Source organism: Limnohabitans rimovensis (SeqCode), from assembly GCF_965234775.1.
Lineage (GTDB): Bacteria > Pseudomonadota > Gammaproteobacteria > Burkholderiales > Burkholderiaceae_C > Limnohabitans > Limnohabitans rimovensis.
This window is the reverse complement of record NZ_OZ248562.1, coordinates 778,301-790,103: the sequence shown is the minus strand read 5'-3', so window position 1 is coordinate 790,103 and position 11,803 is coordinate 778,301. Positions and strand designations below refer to the sequence as shown.

The window sequence follows — 11,803 nt, the reverse complement described above, 5'->3', positions numbered from 1 at the left end:
AGCACTCAGGCTTAGAACTTCTTTAGACCCCCACCCTTCTGATCAATATGAACACCCTCACCGCCCAAAGGCTGACCGGCAAGGTCAGCGTCATCACCGGTGCCGCCCAAGGCATTGGCCTGGCCACCGCCCTCGAATTTGCCCAAGAAGGGGCGACCGTGGTGGTCTGCGACGTGCGACAAGCGGGTGTGGATGCGGCTGTGGCCCAGTGCAAAGCGCTGGGCGTGCCCGTTGCGGGCTGGGTGGTCGATGTGACCCAACGTGCGATGGTCGACGCCATGGTGCAAAACACCTTGGCGCAGTTTGGGCGCATCGATGTGTTGGTCAATAACGCGGGCATCACCCAAGATGCGCGGCTGCAAAAAATGAGCTTGGAACAGTTTGATCGGGTGATCGATGTCAATTTGCGGGGCGTGTTTCACTGCGCTCAAGCCGTGTCCGGCAGCATGGTGGCCCAAGGCAGCGGCGTGATTTTGAATGCCTCGTCGGTGGTGGGCATTTATGGCAATTTTGGGCAAACCAACTATGCCGCCAGCAAATTTGGGGTGATTGGTTTCACCAAAACCTGGGCCCGCGAATTGGGGCCCAAAGGCATACGGGTGAATGCAGTGGCGCCGGGGTTCATTGAAACCCCCATTTTGGCCACCATGCCGGCCAAGGTGATCGACGAGATGCGCGAACGGGTGCCGTTGAAACGGCTCGGGCAGCCCCAAGACATCGCCCGTGTTTACACCTTTTTGGCCAGCGATCAAGCGGCTTATATCAACGGCGCCGTGATTGAGGTCTCCGGTGGTTTGACCGTATGACCGAGCCCGTGAACCGGCCCCAATCCTGTTGGGATCTGTTTATGACCTTCACCTGGATGGCCTTGCAAGGCTTTGGTGGGGTGCAAGCGGTGGTGCAGCGGATTTTGGTCGACCAAAAAAAGTGGCTGACCCCCCAAGGTTTTTTGGAAGATTGGTCGGTGGCCCAAACCCTGCCCGGCCCGCATGTGGTGAATTTGACCTTGATGCTGGGCGACCGTTATTTTGGCGCCCGCGGTGCGCTGTGCGCCATCACCGGCCTGATGTTGGCCCCCTGCACCTTGGTGCTGTGTTTTGCGGCCCTTTACCAAGGCCTGTATGAGTTGCCTGCGGTGCGCTCGATGTTGCACGCGATGGGTTGTGTGGTGTCAGGGATGATCATGGGCAACGCCTTGCGCTTGCTACAAGGGCTCAAGGGCAACCCCATGGGTTTGCCGGTTTGCTATGCGCTGCTGAGTGTTGGCTTTGTGGTGGTGGCCGTGTGGCGCATCCCCTTGGCCTTGGCTTGGTTGATGGTCGGTGTGCCGTCGAGCGTGTGGGCATGGCGCTGCATGGTGCGGCCCAAGGTGCAGCCATGAGTTTGAGCGCTGCCGATTGGCTGCACATGGTGCTGCATTTTTTAAGTTTGTCGCTGATCACCTTTGGCGGCGTGGTGGCGGCCGCGCCCGACATGCACCGCTATTTGGTCGACCAGCAGCATTGGCTGAGTGACCCGGAATTCAACTCCTCCATCACCTTGGCGCAAATTGCCCCTGGCCCCAATGTGCTGTTTGTCGCCATCATCGGCTGGACATTGGGGGTTCAGGCCGGTGGCGGCATGGCTGCTGGCCCATTGGCCTGGGCGTGGGGTGTATTGGCTGCTTTTTTGTGCTTATTGGGCATCCTGGGCCCGTCCGGGTGCTTGACGCTGGTGGTCAACCGATGGGGCATGCGCTATCAAGATCGGGCCGGCGTGCGCGCCTTCAAAGCGGGCATGGCCCCTTTGTTGATTGCCTTGATGTTCTCGACCGGTTGGCTGTTGTTGCCCCCCATTCAGGCCGACGCCCAACATATGCCGGGTTTGCTGTTGACGGCCGCCTCGGTGCTGCTGATGTGGAAGACCCGCATCCATGTGCTGTGGCTGCTGGCCGCTGGCGCGGTATTGGGTTTGCTCGGTTGGGTTTGACACCCACGAGGGGTTGACGCCCTCAGGCTAGGCCGTGGCACCGCTGCGTTGTCGCAGGCTCTCAAACAGGCACACGCCACTGGCCACCGAGACGTTGAGGCTTTCCACCGCCCCTTGCATGGGGATGCGCACCAATTGGTCGCAGGTTTTTCGGGTCAACTGGCGCATGCCCTCGCCTTCGGCCCCCAAGACCCAAGCGACCGGGCCTTTGAGGTCATTTTGGTAGATCGATGTGGGGGCGTCTTCGCTGGTGCCGATGATCCAAATGCCCCGCTCTTTGAGTTCGTTGAGGGTTCTGACCAGGTTGGTGACCATGAAATAGGGCACGGTATCGGCCGCGCCGCTGGCCACTTTTGCCACGGTGGCATTGAGGCCCACGGCGTGGTCCTTAGGAGCAATCACCGCATGGGCCCCTGCCCCATCGGCCACGCGCAAACACGCGCCCAGGTTGTGCGGATCGGTCACGCCATCCAACACCAACAGCAAAGGGATCTGACCTTCAGGCAGCTGGTCGAGGTGGTCATCCAAAGAATGGCCTTGCAGCAAAGCCTGGACCCGGGCCACCACGCCTTGGTGACCGTGGCTGCCACACAACTTGGCCAAGCGCAGCCCATCGCTGGGGATGATGCGCATGCCGCTGTCTTGGGCGCGCTGCATGAACTGGCGCATGCGCACATCGCGCCGGCTGGCATCAACATGCAATTCAACAACGGACTGGGGCGCAGTTTTCATGCGCACACCCACCGCATGAAAGCCAAAAATCACTTTGAGAGGGACAGACATGCTTTGATTATCCAACCGCAACCTGTGCACCGGCTTCAATGGCAATGCGCCGTTGGCAGCGCTGGCTGATGGCCGCATCGTGGGTGACCAATACCAAGGTGGTGTCGGTGGCTTGGTTCAAGTCCATCATCAATGCCATGACCCGCTCGCCACTGGCCTTGTCCAAACTGCCGGTGGGTTCATCGGCCAACAACACCGCAGGTTGCACCACGAAGGCGCGTGCCAAGGCCACCCTTTGCTGCTCGCCTCCGCTCAAGACACGGGGGTAATGGTGGAGTCGCTCACCCAAACCCACACGCTCGAGCATGCTGCGGGCATTCTCTCGGGCGCGCGGACGTCCGCCCAACTCCAGTGCCAACATGACGTTTTCCAAAGCGGTCAAAGAGCCCAGCAGTTGAAAACTTTGAAAGACAAAGCCCATGTATTGGGCCCGCATGGCGGCGCGGGCATCTTCATCGCGGGCAAACAAGTCTTCCCCGGCCAAACGCACGGTGCCGTGGGTGGGCGTGTCCAAGCCAGCCATGATGGACAGCAAAGTGCTTTTGCCCGAACCCGAGGCCCCCACAATGGCCACGGTCTCGCCGCGCTCCAACTGAAAGTCAATATCGCGGAGAATATCGAGTGTGCCGGTGGCATCGGTGACCGATTTGGACACGTGGGCAACTTCAAGAATGGGTTTTGTCATGTTGATGGGGATGGCTGAGGGGCGCAGGCTGGGGGTGAAGATCATCTGGACCTGGGCTGTCTGGTTCACATTGTCGTTGACTCATGTGGCGCAAGCCCAAGTCAGTGCAAAGCCCCCACCCAGCCCCAGCTATCCGCTGTTGGTCATGGGAGACTCCCTCAGTGCAGAGTACGGTTTGCCGCGGGGGACCGGTTGGGTCAGTTTGCTGTCTGAACGCTTGGCCACCAGCCACCCCCAATGGAAGGTGATCAATGCCAGCATCAGTGGCGAGACCACCGCTGGCGGTCGATCTCGCATCGAACAGTTGCTGAGGGCCCATCAACCTCGCTTGGTGGTGATCGAACTCGGCGGCAACGATGCCTTGCGCGGCCTGCCCCTCAAAGCCACCCAAGACAACCTGCTGTTCATGGCACAACAAGCCAAGCTCCAAGGCGCGCGGGTTTTGCTGTTGGGCATGAAAGTACCACCCAACTATGGCGCCGACTACAACGAACAATTTGCCAAAGCCTTCGCCCAAGTGGCCAAGCAAAGCCAGTCGCGCTTGTTGCCATTCTTTTTAGAGCCACTGACCGCAGCTGGCGATTGGTTCCAAGCTGACCGCATCCACCCCAACGAGAAGGCACAAAGCCTGATGCTGCAACACACCTGGCCGGTGTTGGAAAAAATGTTGTGAGTGTTCAGGCATGAGTTTGCAACGCATGCCTGCAGAGCAGGCCTTGGAACGCATGGTCGGCCCAGGTGGGTTTTCCGCCATCATCGATGCCCGCAGCGAGGGTGAATTCGACCAGGATCACTTGCCCGGAGCTGTGAATTGGCCCAGCTTGAACAACGAGCAGCGCATCGTCATTGGCACCTTGTTCAAGGAAAAGGGTGGCTTCGAAGCGCAAAAATTGGGCGCTGCTTGGGTGGCGGTGAACATCGCCCGCCACATTGAGCGCGAGGTGTTGTCACTGCCCAAAACCTGGCAACCTTTGATCTATTGTTGGCGCGGCGGCAAACGCAGTGGCGCTTTGTCCATGGTGCTGGGCCAAATTGGCTTTCAGGTCACGGTGCTGGAGGGCGGCTACAAAGCATTTCGCGCTGCCATGCTGGCCTGGCTGGACAAGCACATGGCCCATTTCCGTTTTGTGGTGGTGTGCGGTACCACCGGCAGCGGCAAAACCCGCTTGCTCCATGCCCTGCACCGGCAAGGCGCCCAGGTGTTGGACCTGGAGGCTTTGGCTTGCCACCGCAGCTCGGTGCTGGGGCGCGTGCCGGGGGTGGAGCAACCCAGCCAAAAGCGCTTTGACATGCAAATATGGGATGCCTTGCGCCTGATGGACCCCGCGCGCCCCATCTTTGTCGAGGCAGAGAGCCGAAAAGTGGGCAATTTAACGGTCATGGACGTGTTGATGGACGCCATGCGCGACAGCCCATGCATTGATTTGCAGTTGCCGCAGACAGAACGTGTTGCTTTGCTGATGGAGGAATATCCCTTGTTTGTCAGCGACACCCAGGCCTTTGCCCAACGCTTGGAAGCTCTGATCAACCTCAAAGGGAAAGCGGTGGTGGATGCCTGGAAAGACGCGCTTGCCAAGGGAGACGTCAGCAGCGTGGTGAATTCACTGCTTGAGAGCCATTACGACCCCACCTATTTGAAATCCATCTCTCGAAATTTCAAACAACACACGCTGGCCCAGGCGGTCAGCCCGCTGGATCGACACAGTGCCTCTTTTGACGCTTTGGCCCAATCCCTGGTGACTCAATACCCGCAAGTCATTTGAAACCCACCCGGTCGAGCATTTGCTGAATTTTGATTTGGTTCATGCCCACGGCGCTGATGGGGATGACCTCACTCTTGAAGTCCCCACCCGACATCGCCTTGAGTGCGGGGTTATCGAATTTCAAGCCTTTGACCACAGGCCACTCATTGTTGCCATTGGCGAAATGATTTTGTGCCACGGGGCTGGCCAAATACTCTAAGAACTTGATTGCCGCAGGTGTGTTTTTGCTGTAACGAGCCACCGCAGCGCCGGCCACATTGACATGCGTGCCCCAGCTGTTTTGGTTCGGAAACACCACTCCCACGGACTCGGCCATGCTGCGTTCTGCCGCATTGGAAGAACGCAGCATCCGCGCCAAATAATAGGTATTGGTCACTGCGGCAGCGCATTCGCCGCTGGCCACCGATTTGATCTGATCGCTGTCGCCTCCTTTGGGCGAGCGAGCCATATTGGCCACCAAGCCCTTGAGCCAAAGCTCTGTGGCGGCCGAGCCCATGTGTTCATTCAATGCGCCAAACAGACTCAGGTTGTAGGGGTGCGAGCCAGAGCGGATGCACAGCATGCCTTTGAGTTTGGGGTCAGCCAGTTTTTCATAACTGTCCACGGCTTGGCGCTCGACTTTGCGTTTGTCGTAAACCACCACGCGGGCGCGGGTGGACATGCCAAACCATGCGATACCCCCTTCGGCATTGGGTTGAGCGCGCAAATGGACGGGAATGACCGCCTCCAGCGGCGCCGAATGAACGGGCAGAAACAAGCCATCACTTTCAGCGCGCCATAGCCTGGCGGCATCCACCAACAAAATGACATCGGCCGGAGAGGCAGCACCCTCGGTTTTCAAGCGCGTCAAGATGCCCGCATCATCGGCATCAACCCGCCGAATGGCAATGCCTGTGGCTTTGGTGAAGTCGCTGTAAAGGGCTTCATCCGTCGGGTAATGCCTTGCCGAATATAAATTCAGCGTGTTTTGGGCCTGTGCCATGCCCAGCAAACCCAATCCCAAAGCCGCGATACAGGCATTGATGCGTTTCATTTTCTCCCCTTTGAACATTCGGAGAGTATAAACTAAATAAGAACTATTCTCATTTAAAAACGCGATCAGTGCGCGGGAATGGTTGAAAAAGCCGCAGCAAAAGCCTGTGACAAATCATGTTGCAGGTCTACCGTGGCTTCCAAACCGATGGATAACCGAACCACATGGCCCTGTCGCAACCAAGCAGGCCAAACAGTGCGCAATGATTTCAGTTCATAGGGCACCACCAAACTGACCGGACCCGCCCAGCTGTAGCCCAAGCGAAAAAATTGCAGGGCTTCGCAAAACTGGTGCACTTGGGACGTGCTGTATTGGGGGTCTATCACAATGCTGAACAAAGCCGCAGCCCAACCGGCAGGTGCATCGGTGCTTTCATTCAAGGGATTCAAATCGCCATGCGCACGGGAGGTGCACAAGCGCAGCCAATGGTCATGGCCTGGCGAATCGGGCAAACAAGGGTGCAGCACCTGCAAAACGGCAGGCTGCTCCTGGCACCAATGGGCCAAATGCCTTGCACTGAGGTCCTGAGCACGATAGCGCATGGCCATGCTGGGCAAGGAACGCAACACCGACTCAGCATCATTGGCCCCCACCATCAAGCCCAAGCGCATGTGGCTGAGCTTCAAGCGCATGGCCAAGTCGTCATCGCGCGAGATGATGCTGCCCATCAACACATCGCCACCACCACTGGGGTATTTGGTCAAGGCATGCACGGTGAGGTCCACACCCAGTGAATGAGGGCCTTGTTCAGGGGTTAAATCAAAGGCATTGAAAGCCAAACCTGCGCCCCAGGTGTTGTCAAGCGCGCAACACACGCCGCGCTCTCGGCACAGCTTCACCTGGGACACGAGGTCAGGGAACTCCATGGTGATGGAACCTGGCGCCTCCAGCCACACCAAACGCGTGGCTGATGTGATTTTTGTGGCCAGATCCTCAACATCCAGCGGGTTGTAAAAGCGGTGCGAGATGCCCCATTGTTGAAGTTCGCCTTGAGCCAGGGCCTTGCTGGGGCCATACACGTTGTCGGGCAGCAAGACCTCATCACCTTGGGCCAACAAGGCCAGATTCACCTGTGCGATGGCGGCCAAGCCACTGGGAACTAGCAAACAATGAAGCCCCCCCTCGATGGCACACAAACGCTCTTCCAAGGTGAAGGTCGTGGGCGTGCCATGCAGCCCATAGGTGTAGGCAGATTTGTCTTTCCAGTCGCGGCTTTTCATGGCCTCGACCGATGGAAAAAAAACAGTCGAGGCCTTGTGAACAGCCGTCAATGGCCCCTCAAAATCCACCGGCGCCCGATAGGGATGGTGGATCAGCGACGTGGTTTTTTTCACACTTGCCATTTGGCCAACAGCTGCTCGGGGCGCATGCTGTCGTAGCCTTCAAAAGGCTGGTGTATCCAGGGATTGGTCGGCAAAAATTCCACCGAAAAGTCTGGCTGAAAACTCGATACGCCCTTGGTCCAAATGACCGCGCTGCGCAGTTCGGTGATGGGCTTGTAGTTGTCGCGCAGCATGGTGATCACCGCGTTCAGCGTGTGACCCGAGTCGGCCAAGTCATCAACCAACAAGACGCGTCCAGCAATTTCACCTTTGGGGGTGGTGATGAAGCGGGCAATGTCCAAATGGCCTTGGATGGTGCCGCCTTCGGACCGGTAAGAGCTGGTGGACATGATGGCCAAGGGCTTGTCAAAGATGCGCGACAAGATATCCCCAGGACGCATGCCCCCCCTGGCCAAACACAAAATGGTGTCGAACTGCCAACCCGATTGGTGGATTTTGATGGCCAACTTTTCAATTTGGTTGTGGTACTCGTCGTAGGAGACGTACAGGTGTTTACCGTCTTCGGTCAGCATGGTTTGGCTTTCAAAAAAGGTTTAAATGGCATCAATGTGTGGAAAAAGGGTGCTTTTTCATGATCGTGTGATCGCGATCTGGGCTTGTCGATATGAGGTGAATGGGAACGCCACAAACTTGCTCAATCCGGTCCAAATAGGCCCGCGCTTGGGGCGGCAGACGGTCAACCTGGGTGACCCCCACGGTACTCTGTGTCCATCCCGGCATGGTTTCGTAAATGGGCACACAGCGGGCGACATCTTCGGCGCTGGCGGGCAAGATATCGGTGACCGCGCCATCGAGTTGATAACCGGTACAAAGTTGCAGCTCTGTCAGCCCGTCCAACACATCGAGCTTGGTGATGCACAAACCCGACAAGCCATTGACTTGGGCGCTGCGCTTGAGCAAAGCAGCGTCAAACCAACCACAGCGCCGCGAGCGCCCTGTGGTGACGCCTTTTTCCTGGCCCACGGTGCTGAGGTGGTGACCCACGGTGCCAGGGGTTTCCCAATCTAGCTCGGTGGGAAATGGCCCCCCACCCACGCGGGTGCAATAGGCTTTGGTGATGCCCAGCACATAGTGCAGCATGCCTGGACCCACACCAGCACCTGCGGCCGCATTGCCAGCCACGCAGTTGCTGGAGGTCACAAACGGATAGGTGCCGTGGTCCACATCAAGCAAGGTGCCTTGGGCCCCTTCAAACAACAGGTTGCTGCCCTTCAAATGGGCTTGGTGCAGCTCCGTGGACACATCGGCCACCATCGGCAAAATTTGCTCAGCTTCCAAGGCACATTGGTCAAGCACCTGCTGAAAGTCAATCGCTGGTGCGTGGAGGTATTGGGTCAGCACAAAATTGTGCAAGTCCAAGTTTTCGCGCAGTTTGTCGGCAAAGCGTTGGGGGTGCTTGAGGTCTTGAACGCGCAAGGCCCTGCGGGCAATTTTGTCTTCATAAGCAGGTCCAATGCCACGACCGGTGGTGCCAATTTTGTCCAAGCCGGATTTTTCCTTGGCGGCTTCACGGGCCACGTCGATGGCGGCGTGGTAGGGCAGTATCAAGGGACAGGCTTCGCTGATGCGCAAGCGCGAACGCACCGATACGCCAGCCGCCTCTAAGCCCGCGATCTCTTCCAGCAACTTGCTCATCGACAGAACCACGCCATTGCCGATGTAGCAAACGACGCCGGGTCGCATGATGCCGCTGGGGATCAAGTGCAGCGCTGTTTTGACCCCTTTGATCACCAGGGTGTGGCCTGCGTTGTGCCCGCCTTGGAACCGAACCACGCCTTGCGCCGACTCGGTCAGCCAGTCCACCAGTTTGCCTTTGCCTTCGTCGCCCCATTGGGTTCCGACAACAACCACATTGCGACCTTGGGAAGTATTCATGAAATGGAAAATAGTCAGGGGTGAATGGGTTGGACTTGCCACTGGGTGCCTTGGTGCACCAACTCGCGGTTGCAATTGAATTCGTCGGCTTCGCTGTCATGACCTGGCAAGACACACACCACGGTCTCGCCTTGATCGCGCAACGCATCAATGGCATGACGCAAGGTGATGTCTTCAGACCAAGGGGCGCGGATGGCACTGTTTTGAGGAGGGCGCGGCAGACAGCGCGCCCATTCTTTCAAGTCAAGGCTGAAACCCACCGCTGGCCTGTCACGCCCAAACACGGCGCCTACCGCGTCGTATCGGCCGCCACGCAACAGGGCGTCTCCCGCGCTTTGGGCATACAAGGCAAACCTGAGGCCGCTGTAATAGCCGTAACCGTTCAAGTCACCCAAGTCGAAAGTGATCTCACAGCCGGGCAACTGATCGGCCAAAAATGCCAGCTGATCCAAGGCTTGGATCGCCAAAGGCCACGCCGACAGCACCAGCCTGCCGCTTTTCAATACAGAACGATCCCCGTACAGGCGGGTCAAGGCCTGCAAAGCCGTGGCCACTGGGGCAGGCAAATGTTGCGCCAGTTTGGCGATTTCAGCTGCATCTTTGCGCCCCAAAGCGATATGCAAGGCTTGAACCAAGCCATCATCCAGGGCCAGACCCTCGAGCAAGGCGGGCACGATGCGGGCATGACCCATGTCCAAAACCACACCCGCCAAGCCAGCAGCCTTGGCCCCTCTCAGGGCCAGGGCCAAAATTTCCAAATCGGCTTCGGTACCGGGGTGGCCATAAATTTCAGCGCCCAGTTGGTAGGGCTCACGGGTGGCACCGGGCCGATCTGCGCGGGTGTGCAGGACGGGACCGCAGTAACACAACCGGGTGACCCCTTTTCGGTTGAGCAAATGGGCATCTATGCGCGCAACCTGCACCGTGGTGTCAGCACGCAGCCCCAAAGTGCGGCCAGACAATTGGTCGACCAACTTGAAGGTTTGCAAATTGAGGGATGGATCGCTGTCCGACAACAAAGAGTCCAAGTGCTCCAGCATCGGCGGCATGACCAATTCGTACCCGCATCGCCTGGCGTGATCAAGCCAGATGCGGCGCAGTTCCTCAATGTGGCGGGCCTCTGAAGGCAACACATCGGCGATGTGATCCGGTAAGACCCAAGCAGACATAAGGTTGGAGCGGGAGTGAAAAGAGGGGGATTTTAGCCCGTGACTTGGCACCCCCAAAGGGGCCCTTCGATCACGTCATCCAAGCCAGCAACAACAGGCCCAAGGCGATCGAAATAAACCCAAAAAAACGGATTTGTCCGTCTGTCAACTGCTGCACTTGCATGAAGACGCGGCGCCAACCAGCGGGTGAGATAAATGGCATCAGCCCTTCAATCACAAACACCAAGCCCAGAGCCGTCCAAATCAGATCCGAGCCATCCACCATCACTTCTTGCTGGAGGCGGGAGCCGCAGATGCGCCAGAACTGCCGCGGAATGCTTTGAAAAACTCGCTGGAAGGGTCGACGACCATCACGTCACTTTTCTTGTTGAAGCTCGCCTTATAAGCGTCCAGGCTGCGATAAAACTGGGCAAATTGAGCGTCACGGCCAAAAGCTTCAGCATAAATTTTGGCGGCTTCAGCGTCGCCCTCGCCTTTGATTTTTTGGGCATCACGGTAGGCATTGGCCACCGTCACCTCACGCTGGCGGTCGGCATCAGCACGAATTTTTTCGCCTTCGGCGGCACCAGTGGAGCGCAGTTCATTGGCCACCCGTTTGCGCTCGGCTTCCATGCGCCGATAAACCGATTCAGTGATGGCATCCACATAATCGGCACGGGTGATGCGCACATCCACCACATCCACGCCCCAGGGCTTGGCCCCTTGGACCACTTCAAGGACTTCGCGCTTGACATCTTGCAGCAGGGTTTCGCGCTTGACGGACAACAACTCTTTCACCGTTCGTTTGTTAATTTCCTCTTGCAAAGCATTGCGGACCACGCGGCTCAATTGCATGGCACCCGCCTTTTCATCCAAGCCCACATTGCGGATGTAGTTGGATGGGTCGGTGATGCGCCAACGAACATACCAATCGATGACCATGCGCTGCTTCTCAGCGGTGAGCATCGGCTCGGTGTCTTGGTTGTCCAGGGTCAACAAGCGCTTGTCGATGTACGAAACGTTTTGAAACGGTGGCGGCAGCTTGAAGTGCAAGCCAGGCTCGGTGATCACGTCTTTGATCTGACCCAAGGAGTAAACCACCCCAAATTGGCGCTGATCGACCACAAACAGCGTGGAGCTGAGGATCAACAAGGCCACCAAGCCAGAGGTGATGTAGAAACCAATTTTGTTCATGATGGATGACC

General features: G+C 57.8%; 14 protein-coding genes. 5 read left to right on the top strand and 9 right to left on the bottom strand.

Going from position 1 to position 11,803, the window contains the following annotated elements; translation table 11 throughout:
* The first annotated feature begins 47 nt into the window (after window positions 1-47).
* The 3 genes from fabG to AC8GFZ_RS03850 are packed head-to-tail and all read left to right on the top strand — an operon-like array spanning window position 48 to window position 1,968.
* The gene (fabG, locus tag AC8GFZ_RS03860; protein ID WP_506642512.1) at window positions 48-806 is read left to right on the top strand and encodes a 3-oxoacyl-ACP reductase FabG; all 759 of its coding nucleotides are present in this window, start codon (window positions 48-50) and stop codon (window positions 804-806) included.
* 41 nt (window positions 807-847) lie between these two features.
* On the top strand, window positions 848-1,381 hold the full coding sequence (locus tag AC8GFZ_RS03855) for a chromate transporter (protein ID WP_506642510.1): 534 nt from the start codon (window positions 848-850) through the stop codon (window positions 1,379-1,381).
* On the top strand, window positions 1,378-1,968 hold the full coding sequence (locus AC8GFZ_RS03850) for a chromate transporter (RefSeq protein ID WP_506642508.1): 591 nt from the start codon (window positions 1,378-1,380) through the stop codon (window positions 1,966-1,968). Before AC8GFZ_RS03855 ends, AC8GFZ_RS03850 begins: the two co-directional genes overlap by 4 nt.
* Before the next feature lie 27 nt (window positions 1,969-1,995).
* Here AC8GFZ_RS03850 and rlmB read toward each other — a convergent pair whose 3' ends face one another.
* Window positions 1,996-2,751 (bottom strand): 23S rRNA (guanosine(2251)-2'-O)-methyltransferase RlmB, encoded by a 756-nt coding sequence (gene rlmB, locus AC8GFZ_RS03845; RefSeq protein WP_506642506.1) that lies wholly within the window; start codon window positions 2,749-2,751, stop codon window positions 1,996-1,998.
* A 7-nt stretch (window positions 2,752-2,758) separates the two neighbouring features.
* Window positions 2,759-3,436, bottom strand: coding sequence for an ABC transporter ATP-binding protein (locus tag AC8GFZ_RS03840; protein ID WP_506642504.1), 678 nt, complete (start codon window positions 3,434-3,436; stop codon window positions 2,759-2,761).
* 10 nt (window positions 3,437-3,446) lie between these two features.
* Between AC8GFZ_RS03840 and AC8GFZ_RS03835 the strand changes: the two genes are divergently transcribed.
* Both AC8GFZ_RS03835 and mnmH read left to right on the top strand, forming a co-directional pair.
* Window positions 3,447-4,109 (top strand): arylesterase, encoded by a 663-nt coding sequence (locus tag AC8GFZ_RS03835; protein WP_506644219.1) that lies wholly within the window; start codon window positions 3,447-3,449, stop codon window positions 4,107-4,109.
* Window positions 4,110-4,119: 10 nt separating this feature from the next.
* Window positions 4,120-5,199 carry a tRNA 2-selenouridine(34) synthase MnmH gene (mnmH, locus tag AC8GFZ_RS03830; RefSeq protein ID WP_506642502.1) on the top strand — a complete coding sequence of 360 codons (1,080 nt, stop codon included), beginning with the start codon at window positions 4,120-4,122 and terminating at the stop codon, window positions 5,197-5,199.
* Here mnmH and AC8GFZ_RS03825 read toward each other — a convergent pair.
* The 7 genes from AC8GFZ_RS03825 to hflC all read right to left on the bottom strand — a co-directional run bounded on the left by AC8GFZ_RS03825 (window position 5,192) and on the right by hflC (window position 11,792).
* Window positions 5,192-6,232: an extracellular solute-binding protein gene (locus AC8GFZ_RS03825; protein ID WP_506642500.1), complete on the bottom strand. Its 1,041-nt coding sequence runs from the start codon at window positions 6,230-6,232 to the stop codon at window positions 5,192-5,194. The genes mnmH and AC8GFZ_RS03825 overlap by 8 nt on opposite strands.
* Window positions 6,233-6,297: 65 nt before the next feature.
* Complete coding sequence (locus tag AC8GFZ_RS03820) at window positions 6,298-7,575, bottom strand: PLP-dependent transferase (RefSeq protein ID WP_506642498.1); 1,278 nt, start codon at window positions 7,573-7,575, stop codon at window positions 6,298-6,300.
* A complete protein-coding gene (locus AC8GFZ_RS03815; RefSeq protein ID WP_506642496.1) occupies window positions 7,563-8,087 on the bottom strand; it encodes a phosphoribosyltransferase in 525 nt (174 codons plus the stop codon). Before AC8GFZ_RS03815 ends, AC8GFZ_RS03820 begins: the two co-directional genes overlap by 13 nt.
* A gap of 31 nt (window positions 8,088-8,118) precedes the next feature.
* Window positions 8,119-9,450: an adenylosuccinate synthase gene (locus AC8GFZ_RS03810; protein WP_506642494.1), complete on the bottom strand. Its 1,332-nt coding sequence runs from the start codon at window positions 9,448-9,450 to the stop codon at window positions 8,119-8,121.
* A gap of 14 nt (window positions 9,451-9,464) precedes the next feature.
* Window positions 9,465-10,619 (bottom strand): ATP phosphoribosyltransferase regulatory subunit, encoded by a 1,155-nt coding sequence (locus AC8GFZ_RS03805; RefSeq protein ID WP_506642492.1) that lies wholly within the window; start codon window positions 10,617-10,619, stop codon window positions 9,465-9,467.
* 70 nt (window positions 10,620-10,689) lie between these two features.
* The gene (locus AC8GFZ_RS03800; protein WP_506642490.1) at window positions 10,690-10,881 is read right to left on the bottom strand and encodes a DUF2065 domain-containing protein; all 192 of its coding nucleotides are present in this window, start codon (window positions 10,879-10,881) and stop codon (window positions 10,690-10,692) included.
* Window positions 10,882-10,883: 2 nt separating this feature from the next.
* Window positions 10,884-11,792, bottom strand: a complete 909-nt coding sequence (gene hflC, locus AC8GFZ_RS03795; protein ID WP_414015973.1) for a protease modulator HflC — start codon at window positions 11,790-11,792, stop codon at window positions 10,884-10,886.
* Window positions 11,793-11,803 lie beyond the last annotated feature (11 nt).

What these genes read in the sequence shown, in the direction of transcription:
- fabG (WP_506642512.1), top strand. Translation starts at nt 48, where the DNA reads ATGAACACCCTCACCGCCCAAAGGCTGACCGGCAAGGTCAGCGTCATC.
- AC8GFZ_RS03855 (WP_506642510.1), top strand. Translation starts at nt 848, where the DNA reads ATGACCTTCACCTGGATGGCCTTGCAAGGCTTTGGTGGGGTGCAAGCG.
- AC8GFZ_RS03850 (WP_506642508.1), top strand. Translation starts at nt 1,378, where the DNA reads ATGAGTTTGAGCGCTGCCGATTGGCTGCACATGGTGCTGCATTTTTTA.
- rlmB (WP_506642506.1), bottom strand. Translation starts at nt 2,751, where the DNA reads ATGTCTGTCCCTCTCAAAGTGATTTTTGGCTTTCATGCGGTGGGTGTG.
- AC8GFZ_RS03840 (WP_506642504.1), bottom strand. Translation starts at nt 3,436, where the DNA reads ATGACAAAACCCATTCTTGAAGTTGCCCACGTGTCCAAATCGGTCACC.
- AC8GFZ_RS03835 (WP_506644219.1), top strand. Translation starts at nt 3,447, where the DNA reads ATGGCTGAGGGGCGCAGGCTGGGGGTGAAGATCATCTGGACCTGGGCT.
- mnmH (WP_506642502.1), top strand. Translation starts at nt 4,120, where the DNA reads ATGAGTTTGCAACGCATGCCTGCAGAGCAGGCCTTGGAACGCATGGTC.
- AC8GFZ_RS03825 (WP_506642500.1), bottom strand. Translation starts at nt 6,232, where the DNA reads ATGAAACGCATCAATGCCTGTATCGCGGCTTTGGGATTGGGTTTGCTG.
- AC8GFZ_RS03820 (WP_506642498.1), bottom strand. Translation starts at nt 7,575, where the DNA reads ATGGCAAGTGTGAAAAAAACCACGTCGCTGATCCACCATCCCTATCGG.
- AC8GFZ_RS03815 (WP_506642496.1), bottom strand. Translation starts at nt 8,087, where the DNA reads ATGCTGACCGAAGACGGTAAACACCTGTACGTCTCCTACGACGAGTAC.
- AC8GFZ_RS03810 (WP_506642494.1), bottom strand. Translation starts at nt 9,450, where the DNA reads ATGAATACTTCCCAAGGTCGCAATGTGGTTGTTGTCGGAACCCAATGG.
- AC8GFZ_RS03805 (WP_506642492.1), bottom strand. Translation starts at nt 10,619, where the DNA reads ATGTCTGCTTGGGTCTTACCGGATCACATCGCCGATGTGTTGCCTTCA.
- hflC (WP_414015973.1), bottom strand. Translation starts at nt 11,792, where the DNA reads ATGAACAAAATTGGTTTCTACATCACCTCTGGCTTGGTGGCCTTGTTG.